This window comes from Providencia sp. PROV024, from assembly GCF_032709665.1.
GTDB classification, from domain to species: Bacteria; Pseudomonadota; Gammaproteobacteria; order Enterobacterales; family Enterobacteriaceae; genus Providencia; species Providencia huashanensis.
Genome location: NZ_CP120545.1, coordinates 2,875,412 through 2,894,669 on the forward strand (window position 1 = coordinate 2,875,412; position 19,258 = coordinate 2,894,669).

Annotated in this window: 12 protein-coding genes; all 12 read right to left on the bottom strand. The window is 42.4% G+C overall.

Annotated elements, in window-relative coordinates:
- Positions 1 to 162: 162 nt before the first annotated feature.
- Positions 163 to 1,641: a ribosome biogenesis GTPase Der gene (gene der, locus P3L56_RS13315; protein WP_042844616.1), complete on the bottom strand. Its 1,479-nt coding sequence runs from the start codon at positions 1,639 to 1,641 to the stop codon at positions 163 to 165.
- A 128-nt stretch (positions 1,642 to 1,769) separates the two neighbouring features.
- The gene (gene bamB / locus P3L56_RS13320) at positions 1,770 to 2,942 is read right to left on the bottom strand and encodes an outer membrane protein assembly factor BamB (protein ID WP_198860759.1); all 1,173 of its coding nucleotides are present in this window, start codon (positions 2,940 to 2,942) and stop codon (positions 1,770 to 1,772) included.
- A 20-nt stretch (positions 2,943 to 2,962) separates the two neighbouring features.
- Positions 2,963 to 3,586 (bottom strand): YfgM family protein, encoded by a 624-nt coding sequence (locus P3L56_RS13325; protein WP_042844619.1) that lies wholly within the window; start codon positions 3,584 to 3,586, stop codon positions 2,963 to 2,965.
- A 10-nt stretch (positions 3,587 to 3,596) separates the two neighbouring features.
- Complete coding sequence (gene hisS / locus P3L56_RS13330; RefSeq protein WP_042844621.1) at positions 3,597 to 4,874, bottom strand: histidine--tRNA ligase; 1,278 nt, start codon at positions 4,872 to 4,874, stop codon at positions 3,597 to 3,599.
- A 216-nt stretch (positions 4,875 to 5,090) separates the two neighbouring features.
- Positions 5,091 to 6,209, bottom strand: coding sequence for a flavodoxin-dependent (E)-4-hydroxy-3-methylbut-2-enyl-diphosphate synthase (ispG, locus tag P3L56_RS13335; RefSeq protein ID WP_042844622.1), 1,119 nt, complete (start codon positions 6,207 to 6,209; stop codon positions 5,091 to 5,093).
- Positions 6,210 to 6,366: 157 nt separating this feature from the next.
- Positions 6,367 to 7,323 (bottom strand): cytoskeleton protein RodZ, encoded by a 957-nt coding sequence (gene rodZ / locus P3L56_RS13340; protein WP_042844624.1) that lies wholly within the window; start codon positions 7,321 to 7,323, stop codon positions 6,367 to 6,369.
- Between the two features lie 201 nt (positions 7,324 to 7,524).
- On the bottom strand, positions 7,525 to 8,706 hold the full coding sequence (locus tag P3L56_RS13345) for a bifunctional tRNA (adenosine(37)-C2)-methyltransferase TrmG/ribosomal RNA large subunit methyltransferase RlmN (RefSeq protein ID WP_042844625.1): 1,182 nt from the start codon (positions 8,704 to 8,706) through the stop codon (positions 7,525 to 7,527).
- Positions 8,707 to 8,865: 159 nt separating this feature from the next.
- Positions 8,866 to 9,291 carry a nucleoside-diphosphate kinase gene (gene ndk, locus P3L56_RS13350; RefSeq protein ID WP_042844627.1) on the bottom strand — a complete coding sequence of 142 codons (426 nt, stop codon included), beginning with the start codon at positions 9,289 to 9,291 and terminating at the stop codon, positions 8,866 to 8,868.
- Between the two features lie 279 nt (positions 9,292 to 9,570).
- Complete coding sequence (pbpC, locus tag P3L56_RS13355) at positions 9,571 to 11,892, bottom strand: peptidoglycan glycosyltransferase PbpC (RefSeq protein WP_071548206.1); 2,322 nt, start codon at positions 11,890 to 11,892, stop codon at positions 9,571 to 9,573.
- A 74-nt stretch (positions 11,893 to 11,966) separates the two neighbouring features.
- Positions 11,967 to 17,006: an alpha-2-macroglobulin family protein gene (locus P3L56_RS13360; protein WP_071548207.1), complete on the bottom strand. Its 5,040-nt coding sequence runs from the start codon at positions 17,004 to 17,006 to the stop codon at positions 11,967 to 11,969.
- Positions 17,007 to 17,316: 310 nt separating this feature from the next.
- Positions 17,317 to 17,769, bottom strand: coding sequence for an enhanced serine sensitivity protein SseB C-terminal domain-containing protein (locus tag P3L56_RS13365; protein ID WP_042844633.1), 453 nt, complete (start codon positions 17,767 to 17,769; stop codon positions 17,317 to 17,319).
- Between the two features lie 124 nt (positions 17,770 to 17,893).
- Complete coding sequence (gene pepB, locus P3L56_RS13370; RefSeq protein ID WP_272686071.1) at positions 17,894 to 19,189, bottom strand: aminopeptidase PepB; 1,296 nt, start codon at positions 19,187 to 19,189, stop codon at positions 17,894 to 17,896.
- Between the last annotated feature and the right edge of the window lie 69 nt (positions 19,190 to 19,258).

Here is a 19,258-nt window from a genome sequence, read left to right on the forward strand (position 1 = left end):
GTGCCCCACCGCGCCATCGTTGTTAGTTTTGGTTGTGTGAAAGCAACGTTTATTTATTAAACTATTTAAATCGATAATATAATAAAAAGCCGTAACACAATAATTTTGTTACGGCTTTTTATTCACTAAGGTTAGTAAACCCTTAGCTGATACTTTGACCCACTAACGTTTTTTAAGATGTTGCATCAAACGCTTACGTTTACGTAATTGGGTTGCAGTTAGTTTATTTTTCTTATCTGCATATGGGTTTTCACCCTCTTTAAACAGAATACGAATTGGCGTCCCCATCACTTGCAGTGAGCGACGGAAATAATTCATTAGGTAGCGTTTATAGCTATCAGGCAAATCCGACACTTGGTTACCATGGATCACCACTATCGGTGGGTTATGCCCCCCTGCGTGTGCATATTTCATTTTAACTCGACGGCCACGAATCAACGGCGGCTGGTGTTCGTCTTCCGCCATATTCATAATTCGAGTTAACAATGCCGTTCCCACACGACGCGTAGCGGATTCATAAGCCTCTTGCACCGATTCAAATAAATTACCTACACCGCTACCATGCAACGCTGAAATAAAGTGAATACGTGCAAAGTCAACAAAACCAAGACGTAACTCTAGCATGTCTTTTACATGTTCACGGTCTTCTGGTTTCATGCCATCCCATTTGTTAACCGCAATCACCAGTGAACGCCCAGCATTTAAAATAAAGCCAAGTAACGATAAATCTTGGTCTGAGATACCTTCTCTTGCGTCAATCACTAGCAACACAACGTTTGCATCTTCAATTGCTTGCAGTGTTTTAATTACAGAGAATTTTTCTACTGTTTCCGTTACTTTCCCACGTTTACGCACGCCCGCAGTATCAATCAGAATGTACTCACGGTCATCGCGTTCCATTGGAATATAAATACTGTCACGGGTTGTACCCGGCATATCAAACACAACAACGCGATCTTCACCTAGGATACGATTTGTGAGTGTTGATTTACCCACATTTGGGCGACCCACAATCGCTAATTTGATGGGTAATGTGGTTGGGTCAAAATCGTCTTCTTCATCTTCAGCAAGTTGGCCTTCTGCTTCTAACTCAGCCCAGTAAGCCGCATTTGCTTCTTCTTCCGTTAACTCAACTTGCTCTTCTTCTTCACCAATAAACGGTTTCAAAGATTGTTCAATTAATTGTGTTACACCACGACCGTGGGAGGCAGCAATGGGGTGTATTTCCCCTAACCCAAGCGAATAAAAATCACCAACTGCGGTATTTACATCAATACCATCAGTTTTATTTGCCACTAAGTAAGTTTTTTTCTTGCGGCTACGAAGATGTTTGGCAATTCCTTCATCTGCTGGCATCAACCCGGCTCTCGCATCGACCATGAACAATACAATGTCAGCTTCTTCAATGGCTTGTAAGGACTGTGCGGCCATATGCGTTTCTACGCCTTCCTCAGTCCCATCGATACCACCCGTGTCAATAATAATAAACTCATGCCCTTCCACTTCGGCACGACCATATTTGCGATCACGAGTCAGACCGGGAAAGTCCGCTACTAATGCGTCACGGGTACGGGTTAAACGGTTAAATAACGTGGATTTTCCTACGTTTGGACGCCCTACCAGCGCTACGACGGGTATCATTCTTAGATGCCTCACAACTTTTATTAACTAAAGGAATTCTGAAGCTTTCACTCAGAAAACAAAAAACGAACGGCTCCTGTCATCAGGAACCGTTGATTTTATCGATAAATTGTCGGTTTGTCAGAAAATTAACGCGTTAACAGATAAACTGTTCCGTTTTTCGTCTGAACCATTAGTTTATCACTTGCAACAACAGGGCGACTGTGAATACCGGAGCTGTTTAATTTATTTTGAGCAACAAACTCACCCGTATTCATATCTAACCAATGTAAGTAGCCTTCTTTGTCACCGACAACAATATAACCATTAAACATTTCAGGTGCTGACAAACCACGGTTTAGTAAGTCTTCTTGTGTCCACAATGTCACACCATCACTTTTACGGACGGACAACACGCGGTCATTTTGGTCAACGAGATACAGGTTTTCACCTGACATCACCATATCATTAATTGAACCTAGTTCGCGTTTCCATAAAATTTGGCCTGAGCGCATATCAAGTGATGCTAATGTGCCATTATAAGCAATCGCATAGACTTTGCCGTCATCAATAATCGGTGTCATATCGACATCATTCAAACGGCCGATCTCTGTTGAACTAGTGACTTGAGAAATGCGTTGTTGCCAAATCAGTTGCCCTTGTGATAATAAAACGGCGTTTACACGCCCGTTATCACCACCAACAATTGCGGCCCCAAATGCGACCGCTGGTGCAGATTCACCACGTAAAGACAGTGATGGCGTGTCCATGTTAACAGTCCACTTGATTTCACCACTATTTACATCTAACGCTTGCAATTGGCCATTGCTAGTATGAATAACGACTAAATCGTTACTAACAACCGGTTTAGAAAGGGCTTCACCAGCAACTTCAACATCCCAAATAACTTGACCATCTTCTTTGTTTAAGGCAATAACGGTACCACGCTCAGTACCAATAAAGATTTTATCGCCATCAACAGTTAAACCACCTGATAATAACGCGGATAAATTCGCAGAAAGGAAACCGATACGCTTGGACAAGTCAACAGACCAAATCTCTTTACCACTGTCTAGCTCAAATGCTTTCACTAAACCTTTACGGTCTGCCGCATAAACAGCTGAGCCATCCCAAGCAGGCGATAACTCGGAGTAAAATTGTTCAACGCCATTACCAACAGATTTATCCCAAACAATTGATGGAGTAAATTGATTCTCAACCTGCGGAAGTGGCGCCATAATGATAGAATCAGTTTCGCTGGAACAACCGGCAAGTAAAGCTGAAGCGACTAGGCCAACCAAAAGAGTTTTGCGCAACTGCATGTTTGTCGTTTCCTTTCTTCTTATGAATTAGATACGTTGTTCAATTTCAGAGTTAAAATACCTCTAAGAGATTGAGAACCTTCACTTTCTAGCCCCTGAGTGTATGCGGCTTTTGCACCAGCTTTATCACCCTTATGGAGTAAAGCATCACCACGGACATCCTGTGCCGTCGCTTGCCATGACTTACCTTTGATATTCGTAATAGATGCTATCGCACCATCAGCATTACCTTGAGCCAATTGTACACGAGCCAAACGCAAGTTAATTAAATCTTGCATATCAACCGTTTTCGCTTTAGCTAATGCATTAGTTAGCGCAGTTTGTGCATTCGCTAAGTCGCCTTTATCAACGGCGATTTGCGCTAACTCTAGCCCCATCATTGCGCTGTAAACATCATCAGTTTCAGCAGCAAATTTTTGCGCGGCAACGATACTTTGTTCTGAGCCTGAACGCAGTTGGGTGCTCACTGTTTCAAATTTTTGGGCGCTTTCTTGCAATATATTGGTTTTATGTGACTGCCAGTAATTCCAACCAAATACACCACCAACACCAATAACAAGGCCAACAACTAATGCAACACCGTTGTTAGCAAAAAAGCGTTTGATCGCATCAACTTGATCATTTTCGTTTGTATAGACTTCCACTTGTCTCTCCTTAACCTAATAGCTCAGCGATGCGAGATGCCATTAGTTGCTGTGAAATAGTTTCTTGTGCGCCTGTGCGCAAATCTTTCAAGGTTACTTGACCATTAGTCATTTCGTCTTCCCCCAAGATCAAAGCAATTTTAGCGCCTTGTTTATCTGCTCTTGCTAACTGTTTCTTGAAGTTCCCACCGCCGTGGTTAGCCATTAATCTCAAAGTAGGTAGTTCATCACGTACTTTTTCAGCAACCAATAAGGCAGCTTGTTGGCAATTTTCACCAAAAGACGCTAAATACACGTCAGCCACTGAAGTGTCTGCGGTAAATGCTGGATTCACTTCTTGGACTAGCAACACCATGCGTTCCATACCCATGGCAAAACCAACAGCTGGGGTAGCTCTGCCGCCTAATTGCTCGACAAGGCCATCGTAGCGGCCACCGGCACAGACTGTACCTTGAGAGCCTAGTGCCGTTGTAACCCATTCAAATACAGTACGGTTATAGTAATCAAGACCACGAACTAAACGCTGATTAACACGATATTTGATACCCGCAGTATCTAATAGTTTACACAAACCATCGAAGTGCTCACGTGATTCGACATCAAGGTAATCAAACAGTTCAGGTGCATCATTCAATAACGTTTGCACCCCTTGATTTTTAGAGTCCAAAACGCGAAGTGGGTTAGTGTACATCCGGCGTTTACAGTCCTCATCGAGCTTATCTTTATGTTGCTCTAAAAATGCAACCAAAGCCTCACGATAATTTGCACGCGCGTCTAACGAACCAATTGAGTTTAGTTCTAGCGTCACATGTTCGCTTATACCTAATGCTTTCCACCAACGAGCTGTCATTAGGATCATTTCGGCATCGATGTCTGGCCCACTCAAACCAAATACCTCTGCACCTAATTGGTGAAACTGGCGGTAACGCCCTTTTTGAGGGCGTTCATAGCGAAACATTGGCCCTAAATACCACAAACGTTGTTCCTGATTGTACAGCAAACCATGCTCAATACCTGCGCGGACACAGCCTGCGGTATTTTCTGGGCGTAATGTCAGACTTTCTTCATTACGGTCATTGAAGGTATACATTTCTTTTTCAACGACATCCGTCACTTCACCAATCGCTCTACGAAATAGCGGGGTCTGCTCTACAATCGGGGTACGTATTTCACTAAAACCATAACCCTGTAAAATATTTTTCAATGTAGCTTCGATTTTTTGCCATACACGCGTGTCAGCTGGTAAGTAATCATTCATGCCGCGAATGGCTTGGATATTTTTTCCCACTTTATTTCTCTATTTTCAGAATTACATAAGTTTGATTATAAGAGCGAAATATCATCAGGTTCAATCAACAAACACCAATTACTGATACGAATCGGGAATTATCTGTTTATTTGCCCGATGAGTGTTCGATTTTAGAAAAAAACACGGATAATTAACACCATTAATAGCCTGATAAATGTAAAAACTGGCTCTATACGAGCCAGTTTATTTACCTAATTAATTTTTTAGGTTAATTTCGATCCGGTTACTCTCATCCATCATCGCCGCTTTAGCACGGATTTTCGCTTCAAGTTGGTCAATAATATTATCATTATCAAAGCGTTCTTTTTGCCGCTTTCCATCTTCATAGAAACCGCTTTTAGTTTTCGCCCCTGCAACACCAAGTGTTGAAACTTCGGCTTCACCTGGGCCATTAACCACACAACCGATGATCGAGACATCCATTGGCGTAATAATGTCTTCTAGACGTTGTTCTAAAGCATTAACGGTCCCAATGACGTCAAACTCTTGACGTGAACAGGTTGGGCAAGCAATAAAGTTGATACCGCGAGAGCGAATTCGTAATGATTTTAGAATATCAAAACCGACTTTTACTTCTTCAATTGGGTCTGCGGCTAATGAAATTCGCAAGGTATCACCAATACCTTCCGACAATAACATACCTAAGCCAATTGCAGATTTAACCGAGCCTGAACGTGCGCCACCAGCTTCGGTGATCCCCAAATGTAAGGGTTGATCAATTTTATTTGCCAATAAGCGATAAGACCCCACGGCTAAAAAGACATCAGAGGCTTTCACGCTGATTTTGAACTGATCAAAGTTCAGTCTATCCAAAATATCCACATGGCGCATCGCTGATTCGACTAGCGCTTCTGGTGTAGGCTCGCCGTATTTTTCTTGAATGTCTTTCTCAAGGGAACCACCATTAACACCGATTCGAATGGGGATATTGTAGTGACGTGCACAATCAACAACTTGGCGTATTCTTTCTTCGCTACCAATATTACCTGGATTAATGCGCAAGCAATCAACGCCGTATTCTGCAACTTTAAGGGCAATGCGATAATCAAAATGAATATCTGCCACTAATGGCACATTGACCTGCTGCTTAATCAATTTAAATGCTTCAGCTGCATCCATAGTGGGGACTGAAACACGAACAATATCTACGCCAACGCGTTCAAGGGATTTAATTTGCTGTACCGTTGCATCAACATCCGTTGTGCGGGTATTCGTCATTGATTGAACTGCGATGGGTGCGCCATCGCCTATAGGCACATTGCCTACGTTAATTCGAGTGGATTTACGTCTTTTTATCGGTGATTCATTATGCATTTTTCTTTAATTCTCCGAACGTCCATGTGCTCTTTTATACCGTGTTATAGTGTTAACAATTTCGTCTTACTGGTTTCACTATACACAAGAAAGCAAACTATAAACTATCATAAAAGATGTTTTCGGATATAGTTTGCCTCTTTTTATTCGTCATACTTTAAGCTTCAGGTAATTTCAATTTAGCAGGGCGTTTCGCTTTGATGAAACGGCTTAAATCCACCGCATTACCTTGGAATTGTACTGTGACATTCGCAGGGGCACCAATATTTAAGCGATAAGGCTGTGCGCCATCGAGTTCGAGCTTATCACCATTATTTTTAGTACCACTAAATAAGATTTTATTATTCGCATCACGAATCTCTAACCAGCACTGCCCCGTGAAATTTAACACTAGCGCACTACTGCTAACAGGTGCAATTTCTGTATTTTCAGCCGAATGCGTTCGGTCTAACGCATTCGTTGTTTGGGCCGCATTCGGTAGTGGAATAGTCTTCACTGGCGCATTTTCTTCCACTGGATTAACCGATGAAGGAGCCGCCGTCGACGGTTGCTGAGCCAATGTTTCTGGGGTATTTTCTAATATTGCAGCCCCGATAGGTGCTTCACCTGTAGGACTTGGTAAGTCAACAGGGGTTGTATTGTTATCTTGCTGAGACAATATCAAATCGTTCTGACTCGCCATCGAGACTAACTCGTCTTTTTGCGCGTTGTGATCTTGCCACCACCAGATACCGACCATCGCAATCAGTACAATTACGATTAACCAAGTCAGTTTCATTAACCAGCCTTCACGTTTTTTACGTCGTTTGCCTAGTGAGTAGCTTTGCATTGGAGAAACTTTTGCTAACGGAACAGGCTCTTCCGTTTTCATTAAGTCTTTAATTTCGCTTTCAGCCACACCCACCATACGTGCGTATAGACGAATATAACCGCGTAAAAATGTAGGTTCCACGCCAGCGGGGGGAATATCTTGTTCTATCTCATTTACCGTACTTACTTTGAGACATAATCGTTCTGCGACAATATCTTGTGTTAACCCCATGCGCTCACGAGCTTGCACCAATAATTGTCCTACAGTCACAGTGGTTTGTTCGGTATTATTTTCGATAGTCATTTGCTGGCAACACTATTTCCAAGTTAAAAAAATATAAAGCAACTATTCAGTAGCTTTATTCGTCAGAATTTATCATAGTTTTGAAACAACAGTTAAATTTATCATATTGCTTCAACTATTGTAGGTGAACAAAGACGTTTTGCCTAACTGTAAAACGCCTCGAAACATAACCTAACTCACTGATTAGATAATATCTATAAATCAGACTGTTTTTACCTTGATAGGTTCCCCTGCTATACGTTTTTTCAAAGTCCTTTTTGTCCTATCGATCACATCACCCGCTAACTGGCCACATGCTGCGTCAATATCATCACCACGAGTCTTACGGACTATCGTTGTAAAGCCATATTCCATCAGCACCTTAGAGAAACGGTCTATCCGGCTATTTGAGCTGCGACCATATGGTGCACCAGGGAATGGGTTCCATGGGATCAAGTTGATTTTACTTGGTGTGTTTTTTAAACATTCCGCCAGTTGATGTGCTTGTTCAACACTGTCATTAACGTGATCTAACATCACATACTCAACCGTAACCCGCCCAGCATTTGCATTCGATTTTGTTAAATAGCGGTTTACACTGTTGAGGAATGTTTCAATGTTATATTTCTTATTAATTGGAACAATATCATCACGAATATCGTCTGTCGGAGCATGTAATGAGATGGCTAAGGCAACATCTATCATATCGCCTAGTTTATCCAAAGCAGGTACAACACCCGATGTTGAAATCGTAACTCGGCGCTTAGATAAACCAAAACCGAAATCATCTAACATAATTTCCATGGCTGGGACCACATTGTTCAGATTCAGTAATGGCTCGCCCATTCCCATCATAACAACGTTAGTGATTGGACGACGACCACTGGATTTCAACGAACCAATAATTTTCGCCGCTCGCCATACTTGACCAATGATTTCTGAAACACGCAAGTTACGGTTGAACCCTTGCTGTGCCGTAGAACAAAATTTACATTCCAGCGCACAACCAACTTGTGAAGAAACACACAACGTTGCACGGTCTGCTTCTGGGATATAAACCGTCTCAACCAACTGATCTCCTACTTTTATCGCCCATTTAATGGTGCCATCAGATGAACGTTGTTCCTCAGATACTTCAGGAGCACGGATTTCCGCGACTTCTTTCAGTTTTGCTCTCAGGACTTTATTAATATCGGTCATTTGATCGAAATCATCATAGCAATAGTGATAAATCCACTTCATGACCTGATCCGCACGGAAAGGTTTCTCACCCATCTGTGCAAAAAATTCACGCATCTGTTTGCGATTTAAATCAAGTAAATTCGTTTTTGGGTTCGTTTTTTCTGGTGTGACAGAAATAGCGGAAGAAGTTGCACATTGTGCAGCTGTCGTCATATCAGACATGATGTATTGCCTCGTTATTACACTTTCGGCAGTGCTAATATTTATTATAGCACGACGTAATTTTGCAGTCTTAAAAAGATAATCGCCCCGCTAATAATAGCAGGGCGTCGCATTGTACAAACTTTACAACAATAATGCTAATGCATTATGTAAAGTGTATTAGCGTGGGCAAATTTCGTCAGCAGTGAAGAAATACGCGATTTCACGTGCAGCAGATTCTTCAGAGTCTGAACCGTGAGTTGCGTTTTCAGTGAAGCTGTCAGCGTAGTCTGCACGTAAAGTCCCCGCTAATGCGTTATCTGGGTTAGTTGCGCCCATCAGGTCACGGTGACGTTGAATTGCATTTTCGCCTTCTAACACTTGCAGCATGATTGGGCCTGAAGTCATAAATTCAACCAGACCTTCAAAGAAAGGACGACCTTTGTGTTCAGCGTAGAAGCCTTCAGCTTGCTCACGAGTTAAATGCATCATTTTAGCAGCAACGATAGAAAAACCTGCGCTTTCGAAACGGTTGTAGATAGCACCGATGACGTTTTTCTTCACAGCGTTTGGTTTAATAATAGAAAATGTACGTTGAACAGTCATAAATAACCTCTTAGCGATTTATTAGGCCTTTATTCTTTGCTCTTCCCTGTAAGTTAGGATTCAAGAACGTGAAATAGGGGCATGTTGTAGTTTTTTATATTATTTCTATTTCTGATATTAGGTTTTTAGGCTTTAAAATTAAGCACACCTAGGAAAAAGAAAAATAAGGCGATGATTATAGGGGCTCTGATTACAATTTCCTACAGTCACATCAACATTTTGTTAAACTTTTTATAGCAAAAAACACTATTTTTTCGGGTAAGTCACGTTTTTCAACTATTATCGAACTCTAAAGTTAATTGCCGCCACTTGACCGCTTAGATCTAATACAGAAACTTGGTAGCTCCCTGCTTTATCAAGTGTCAGCAAAATTGAACCATTTTGCTCTGTCGTGTTAACTTGCTCGCCATTTAGGAACCACCATTTTTCACCCTGCCCACCTTGAGTGACGAGACGTAAATCCAAGCTCGTTTTTCCGGGTAAACGTTGTAAAACTTCGCTATCTCGCACGCCTGAAATTAATAAGGGTGGCATTTCCAATTTGAGGGGCGGGCAAGTTAGGTCTACTTTTGGTAAACGATTAACCCGTTTCTCACTTGCTGGTAACCATGACTCTACCGTAATGGGCCATAAGTGGACTTCTTTTTCTTGCGCATTCGGGCAATCGGCTGCGACTTGTAACCCTTTGTCATTAACCCAGACTTTTTGTCTTAAACCTAATAACGATTCTTGGTCCCTCGCCATCAAGGTTGGCGGGATGGTATTATCCAAAATCCAACTTAACCGCCGTTGACGGCAATTACTGTCGTCTTTCAATAATGATGTCCCTCCCGGCCAACAAATCACAGCTTGGCTGACACTGGCGGGTTTAATATCTTTTGGCAACGGTTGATGGGATGAATATATTTTACTCAGCAACATGGCATTTACTTGGTTCATTATCGGAATCGCGGTCGCAAAACCCAACTGCCCCGCCACGGGTGTCGCATCAGGACGCCCAACCCAAACACCGATAGTATAACGTGGATTAACCCCTATCGCCCATGCATCACGATAGCCATAGCTAGTCCCTGTTTTCCAAGCTAAATTCAATTGCCCTGATAAATTCTCATCAGGCACTGGGCGTGCTTCTCCCCCCATAATGCGTCGCACTATCCATGCCGCCCCCGGTGACATTAGTACCCTATCTCGGATTTGATCTGACGGTTTAAACCGCAAAGGTGAGACATGACCTTTGCGGGCAAATGCACTATACGCAGAGACTAAATCTTCCATGCGAGTTGCAGTTCCGCCTAAGATCAACGATAAGTTAGGTTCGCTTCCCAATGGGAAACGTAACTCAGTTCCAACATTACGTAATTGCGCTGTAAAACGTTTACTACCGTAGATATCCAATAACTGAACTACCGGTAAATTTAAGGAACGAACCAGCGCATCACTCACACTGACTGGGCCATTAAAACCACTGTCAAAATTTCCCGGTCGATAATCATTAAACCGCCTTGGAACATCTTGTAAGAGTGATTCTGCGTGAATTAAGCCTTCGTCCATCGCTAACCCATATAAAAAAGGTTTCAGCGTAGACCCCGGTGAACGCCATGCACTAATCATATCGACGTGACCAAAACGGCTATCATCTAAGAAATCGATTGACCCAATATAGGCTTTTACACTCATATCAGTATGATCAACCACCAAAATCCCCAGCGAAGTTTGCTTGGGCAATTGGTTTTTCCAATTCATAGCCATATCTTCCAATTGCCTTTGCAAACTGGCATCAATGGTAGTTTCAATAATTGGTTCTTGGGTGTCTTTAGTGACTCGTCGAGCCAATAGAGGAGCCAAATGCGGATTTTTCCGCGGTGCTAACCAAATTTGTTCTTGTTTAATATCAGCAACTTTTTCCGCACTCCACACTTGGTATTCTTCTAGCCTATCCAGCACTTTATCACGAGCAGCTTGCGCTCTTTCTGGGTATCTGTCTGGTCGTAAACGGCTTGGAGCCTGAGGTAAAACCGCAAATAATGCAGCTTCACTTGCCGTTAATTTGGCAGGGGCTTTGTTTAAATAGACCCAGCTAGCAGCCCCAATACCTTCTATCGTCCCACCGTATGGTGCGCGATTTAAATACATCTCAAGAATTTCGTCTTTAGAATAATGATATTCAAGTTGAGCGGTACGCCAGAGTTGTTTTAATTTTCCGCCAAGCGTTCTTTCGTGAGGGTCGATTAGCCTAGCAACCTGCATGGAGATAGTACTCCCACCGGACACGATACGACCTGAACTCACCAACTGCCCCGCAGCTCTTACTAATGAAAACGGGTTTACCCCAGGGTGACGATAAAAATAACGGTCTTCATAGGTTAACAATGCTTCGATAAAATCCGGCGAAACCTCTTCCAACTGGACAGGAAAACGCCAAATCCCTTCTTTATCCGCAAAGCGCCATAAAGGCGTTCCGTCCGCCGCCACGACTGTTCGTGCCATTTCTATTTTTTTAATTGGCAAAGGCCAAATCTTGTCTGCAATAAAAAATAGTAATGGCAGAAAAATAACTAACAGTAACAGTGTAAAGGTGGTGCGACGTAACCATTTTTTCATTGATGGATGTACCAAGATGATGAAATAAAAAAGCCCTTATATCTTAACTCCAATATAAGGGCTTTAGGTGACAATTAACGAACGATTTCTAGTTGGCCATCAGAATAACCTGTCGCACGCCATTCAGGTACATACATTGATTCAACCTGTGGCACAGGGATGCTATACACACCCGGTGTCACTGCGCGCGCTAAATACACCAATGTTGTCGGCCGATATTTCTGAACTTCAACGGCAGCAACAAAGCGATCATCACGGTATTCCATATGACGGATTTGTGATTGTTGCATATCATCAATTAATTCTTGAAGATTTGGTGCTGATTCACTTAAGTTAGCGCTGCTGTTTGCTAAGTTTTGGTTTTCCAATTCTAAGCCTGCTGGCAGTAAGTCAACCACCAACGCATCAGGCACACTTTGTGACGCTTGAACTTCAAGTTTAACCACCACCATTTCACCACTTCTGAGTCTATCTAATGAAATACGGTTACCTTTCATGTCGTAGTAACTGCGAGAGATACCTAACACATTTGAGCTTGGTTTTGGTGACTGCTGCGGATAACCCACTACATTTAAACGCGTATATAGGGTGTTAGTGCCACTATTTTCAATGCTATAACCAGTCTGTAGCTGATCTTTGCTCAAGAACTCACTTACGGGTTTATCTGAAACCATTGGTGGTTCCTGACCATTGACCGTCGCTTTCCACGGAGATTCGCTTTCATTTAAGTAGAAACGCCCTGCTAAATACAATGCATTGCTTTCTTGAGTTGAGAAGTAACGCTGAGATATCAGATTATTAGATAAAACCTGCAATTTTTGATCGCGTGATTTTGGCATTAAATTATATTCATTTAATAACGCAACAATCATCGCATCATCGCGGATCACCGAACCATAATCACCAACATAACTATAACGGCTACGCTGTTTTTTCAACCCATCAATAACAGCGCTTTCGCCTCGTGCTTTATCGCCCATTAGATTCAAAGCAACACCAAGCTGAACTAACGGTAAACCACTTGCAGCATGGCTACTTTGGTTATAAAGCTGACGTAATGCGCCTAAAGGTGCTTTTTGTTGCGATGCCAACACTAAACCTGCGTAGGCCTGGGTCGCAAAACGAGCTCCCGCTTGATTCTCTGTATATGGGTAATTGATTTGATTACCATCTTGCAAATAACTTAACAAACGCGTATTAGCATTACTTAATGCTTCTTGAGGTACGGTAAACCCGCGCTGATTGGCTTTATTTAAGAAATCTGCAGCATAGGCCGTCAACCAATACTCTTCACGCCCATTTCTATCCCACAGTGAGAAACCGCCGTCATTACGTTGCATACTCAATAAGTGTGGAATACCAATTTCAATCGCTTTATGGCGGTCGGCATCGGTTTGTGTTTTGATCCCTAACTTATTCAATTCAGCTTGAGTTGAGAACAACGATGGATATAACCCACTAATCGTTTGTTCCAAACAGCCGTATGGATAAGCAAATAATTCCCTGATATAGCGGGAAATATCTAATGGAGGACGGCTGGTTAACAAGACTTGCCCTTCAATCGTATCCGGCTGTAGGCCTGCGATTTGGTTAGTCGGTAACGACCATACATTCCCCGGTTCAATCGATGTCGCGAAGGAAATAGTTTCAGCTGGCTGTGCTGGACGTACCCCCACTTTCCAACTATTGCTATATTCTTTATTGGCTTCACCATCAATCGTCATGCCATTGATGGTCATAGAAACCTCACCCTCACCAAAACCATAGTCAGCTTTTACTGGTAACGTTAGTGTTGTACGTTTCCCTTTAGGAAGTTGCAATTCACGGCTACTAGCACCATCAAGTTTCACCATTCCTGATGCCTTGAAATTGACCGTCACGTTTTGCGTGTTGTCAGTCATATTCGTCAAATCAAGGGCAAAGTAAGACTTATCGCCTCCGGCCATAAAGCGTGGCATCGACATCTGTGTCACTAAAGGCGCTGCAACCGTGACTTTACTATCTGCGTGCCCGAAATCCTTTTCATTCCACGCTTGCGCCATCACACGTAATTCACCGTTAAAATCAGGGATAGCCAAACTCACTTCCCCTTCTCCGTTTTTATCTAGGGTCACAGGTGTTGCTTGCTCAGCAATGATTTGTACTTCGGTTAGTGGCTTCATCCCACCGCGCTCTATCGCAGCGTCTTCGCTATCCCCACCAAAACGTAGGTTGGCAATTTTACCTTGCCCTTCAATCAAGTGGCCATAAACATCGTATTGGTCCACGCTATAACGTTTACGACCAAAAAAAGCATCGTATGGGTCTGGCGTTTTAAAATCAGTGATATTTAATACACCCGTATCAACCGCAGATAGCAACACATTCACTTTTTCAGGTAATGGCTTGCCGTCTTGTGCTGTCGCTTTGATTTTTACCGTTAAATCTTGATTTGGGCGCATTTTATTTGGTGCACTTAGTGCCAATGCAATCTTACGGTTTTCATCTGCAATAGGGAGATGAAGCACGCCTACCGCACGTTTCACGGTTGCTTCTTTAGAATCATCCCCAGGGCGCACGACAACCGCGGAGACATATAAATCATGGCGAGCCCACTCTTTATTGACTGGAATTTCAATATCTAAACCTTTTTCAGGCACGTCAATTTCTTGCCACCATAATGGGCCGTTGCTCGACTCCAACAATACATAGCCTTTCCCGGCTTTTGGTGATTCGATGCGCACTTTCGCCTTTTCACCCGGTAAATAAGCTGGTTTATTCAGGCTTAGCTTCACTTGGTCAGGTCGAACGGAACCACTGCCGCCAGTGTTATCTTGCCATGAGTAACCTGCCCAAAACTGAAGGCTAGTGACCAATTTATTTTCTGGGTTAACGACTTCTAAACGGAAAGCACCCCAATCCACTGGAAATGATACTTTTGCAGTACCATCTTTAGCTATCGTGATGTTTTCATTCGCCATCACTAAATCTTTTTGATCATAATTTGATGACCAGCCACCACTTTCAGACCAACTCCAATAATAATCACGGCGCTCATACACTAAACGAGCTGTTAAGTTTTCTGCAGCCAATTTATTACCCGCCGCATCTGCCATGACTAATTCGAATTCTGCTAATGAGTTTTCATCCACATTATGGCGTTTTACATAGCGGTCAGTGCGGTAATCGTAAATTTCTTTTTTAGCAAATAATGGGCGTATACCCACCAGCTTGTCTGCTGGCCAAATAGCCTGCTCAGCGCGGCGCGTTACTGGGCGGCCACCCGCTTCTAATAAGCTGGCTTGTAAAACAGCTGAAATCGGTGAACGAATTGAACTCCAATTACTGTTTGGAATTGAGATGACCGTTTCCCCATTGCTATCGAGTGTCAGGTCAAACTCATCCAGTTTACGCGGTAAACCTTCCTCATTGACGGCACCAAATTCAAAACCGGGGAGTTTAGCTACAGCTTCGCGATCCGCTTTTAATACAATTTGCCCTTGCAGTTGGTTATCTGCCGCTGGCGCACCGTATAAATAACGCCCTTGAATATCAAAATCTACTGACTGATCCGTTAAACGAGGAACATCACTACCTTCGATTTCTAATGCCATCCGTTCAGGCATAAAATCTTCAACATTGAATTTATAATAGCGTTGCGGTGAACCATCTCCTAAATCAAAGCGTAATGACCAACCACCTGTTTCTGCATTTTTAGGGATTTCAAATTGGTACTGATATAAGCCATTTTGCTTTTCATCCGGTTGCCAAACAAAGCTTCTTACAACTTGCCCATCCGTTTTTAATACGTCCACCTTGACGGGTTGGCTTTTAACGGGATTACCATCCCCATCACGTAATAACCCATTGACTAATAATAGTTCGCCTGGGCGGTATAAATCACGAGGCCCAAAGGTGAAAAATTGCTTTGCGTAGCCCTCTGGCCCTGAAATGTCGAATTCCGATAAATCAAGCGCAGGTTGTGTTAAATCAATCATACTGGTTTGCCCATCATGGGTTGCCAGTAATAATTTCCCACCCGCCAATTTATCTAATTGCGCATGACCATCTCCATCCGTTGTCCCTTTTGTGACTAACTGGCCTTTGTCATCCAAAATACGTAACTCTACGCCTTTAATTGCAGAGCCTTTCGCTAATGATTGAGTGAAGATATCCACACGGTCTTGGTAGCTGTGTAATGACACTCCAATATCACTTAATGTGAATACCGTAGCTGGGAATTGGTAACTGTAGCTCCCCGCTTTTTGCATGATGGCTAAATAAACGCCATCTTGCTGTAGTTCTTTGATGTCTTTTAACGGCAATAAAATCGTTTGTCGTGTATTTTTATCCGGGTTTAAATCAAACCGACCGGTGTAAGCCAGTTCAACTTTGTCAAGAAACTCTTCTGAATACCAATATTCATAATTACTGCGGTATTGCCACTTCGCCAAAAATTGCGGTAGTTGTTTTTCGTCTACACGGAAAAAATTCACATCAACTTTATCAACATTCAATGCAATAACTGGCAAGCCTTGAGCAACCTTACTTGGCAATAAAGAACCTTTGCTCGCAAAGCCAACGGTTGGAATGATCTGGGCAGTTGTCAGCTTTTTATTAAAACTCTCAGAGAGTGTGCGTTCGTTAACCGCTTTAATACCTGGGTTAATCGATAAATTTAATTCTTTTGAAGGTGGAAGATGGCGAAAACGTAATTCCATCTGGTTATCAGATAGTTCCCAAGCACCATCCAGCTTACCTGTTTTCACATCAATTAAGTTTAAATACTGACCAAAGTCTTGGTCTGCTTGTAATGGTACAGAAAAAGTCACCACCATGGCGCTAGCACCATCAAGCTGTAATTCAGATGCATCCAACACTGTTAAGTCTTTCCCTGCGTATTTTTTTACCATTTCTTCAGTAGAAAGCTTTGGTGCTGACTTTTTTTGTTCTGCAACAGGTGCTGTTTTGGTTTGGTTTTCTGGTGCCGTAGATGACACATTTTGCTCATTTTTAGTGGTGTCTTCTGTATTATCGCACCCCACTAACGCAATGACTGATGCTAATGCTATTGCAAGATAACGTTTTTTCGTTTTTAGACCCGCCAATGAAGCCCAACCTGATTGTTGTTTCATTACCGCCCGCCCTTTAATAAGTTAATTTTTTCTATTTTTTTATGGTTTTAACAGGAAGTTAAAACCCACTAGATACTAGGAAATGACTAAATTTATGTATTAGTGATGTTTTCCAATAATTATTTCTTTCATCAATATAATTTAACAGAGTGTTATAAAAACACCTATCAGACAAAACGGAAAAAACCATTAGGAAAAAATACCGTAAGAATGTGGAATGTTTATCAATAGAAAGCAGAAAAAAGTTTATTCAAGACTATTTTTTATTTATGAGTGAGAAAAAACTACTTTCCCACTCAGATATTATTTATCAGGTATTTTTGACAGGGATAGTATCTCGTAGAAAACTGCCTAAACGGCGTTGATAAAATGGCTGGACATGCTGCGTAATAAAATGACTAACCCCTTTTTCATGTTCATTAACGATACAAAAATCAATCGATTCGTTATCTGCTAAGAAATCACACGCTAATGTCCCAGCATCATGAATAATTGCATCAATATTTTCAGCACCCGCGGTAAATTCCAATGCAACCAACAAAATTGGGTTTTCTTCGCTAGCTTCATCCTCAACTGCCGATACTATAAACCCACGTCTTACGACTTTGTGTTGTTTAAAAAACTCAGATAGTGCATCGACAATTGCTTGTGGCTGTTCTTCTAAAGCACTTAGCTTAAGTGATGAGCCTTTTGGTACGGTTAACTCAGTATATTGGATCTCAGTTTCTTGGATAGAACTGTTATTATTCGATTGCTGCGACATTGCCATCCCCTGCTATTAAAAATAATTGCTGATTATACTCGCACTTTCATTGAGGTAAAAATCGCTTAGGTAAAAAATAGGCACGAAAAGTATTCTTCTCGTGCCCATTGTCAACCCGTGGGGGTTATTTTGATTTACTGATTAACAAGTTTGCCAGTGTTCTCACACCAATACCTGTTGCGCCTTCTGCCCATAAACTAACAGGAGACTTACGGTAAGTTGCCGAGCAATCAATATGTACCCAGTTTTGGCGATAGTTTTCAACAAAATGGGATAAAAATGCCGCCGCTGTACTTGCCCCAGCAGTATGAGATGGCGCAGCAATATTGTTGAGATCAGCAAAACCTGACGGTAGCTGCTGACGATGAAATTCAGCTAATGGTAAACGCCAAAATAATTCAAATTCCTCATTTGAAGCACTCATTAAATCAGCGACTAACTTGTCATCGAAACTTAAAACTGAATGGTAATCCCCACCTACTGCCATTTTTGCTGCACCAGTTAAGGTTGCTGCATCAATAATCAGTGTCGGGTTTTCTTTGCTCGCATCAATTAAGCCATCAGCTAACACTAAACGCCCTTCAGCATCTGTATTCATGATTTCTACGGATTTGCCATTACGGTAACGGATAATATCGCCTAACTTAAATGCGTTGCCACTCACCATGTTATCTGCAATACACAGGAACATTTTCACACGTTTTTGCAAACCGCGTGAAATCGCTAGAGCCAATGAACCTGCTAAAATGGCAGCCCCGCCCATGTCCGCTTTCATTGAGTTCATCGAAGCAGATGGCTTGATACTATAGCCCCCCGAATCGAAGGTAATACCCTTACCAACTAGAGCTGCAAAAACTGGCGCGTTAGGGTTTGCACCTGGGTTGTAATCTAAAGCTAAGAATACTGGTGGGCGACTTGAGCCACGGCCAACAGTATGAATACCCGTATAACCTTGAGCTAATAAGTCATCACCTTTGATAATGCGATAGCTAATATCTTGAGCGCCCACGGTGCAAAGTAGGTCAATAGCGCGTTTTGCTAATTGCTCTGGCCCTAATTCTTCAGCCGGAGCATTAATGACGTCACGTACCCAATCAACAGTACGAATACGGTTTTCTAATTCTTTACGGTCTTCTTCTGGTAACACAGGCCATTCAATAGTTCTAGCCCCTTTCGGTGCACGAAAACCTTGCCAAAATGCCCAACTTTTTTCTAAGTCCCAGCCCTCACCGGTTAAGGCAACATTGCGAATACCTTGCCCATCTAATTTACGGCCAGCACTTTGCACAGCACATAATTTCCCAGCGTGTTTCAGGTGGATTGTCATGCCGTTATCGCTAGAGCTTAACAATGCGCCTTCACCCCAACATGGTGCTGCTGGCTCACAAGAAATCATTACTGGCATAATTTGTTTTGTCATCGTTTTTCTCACTTTGTCTATTTTTGCGGACAGCAAAAGCCCAATAGATTGCCCGCACTTGCTGTTACC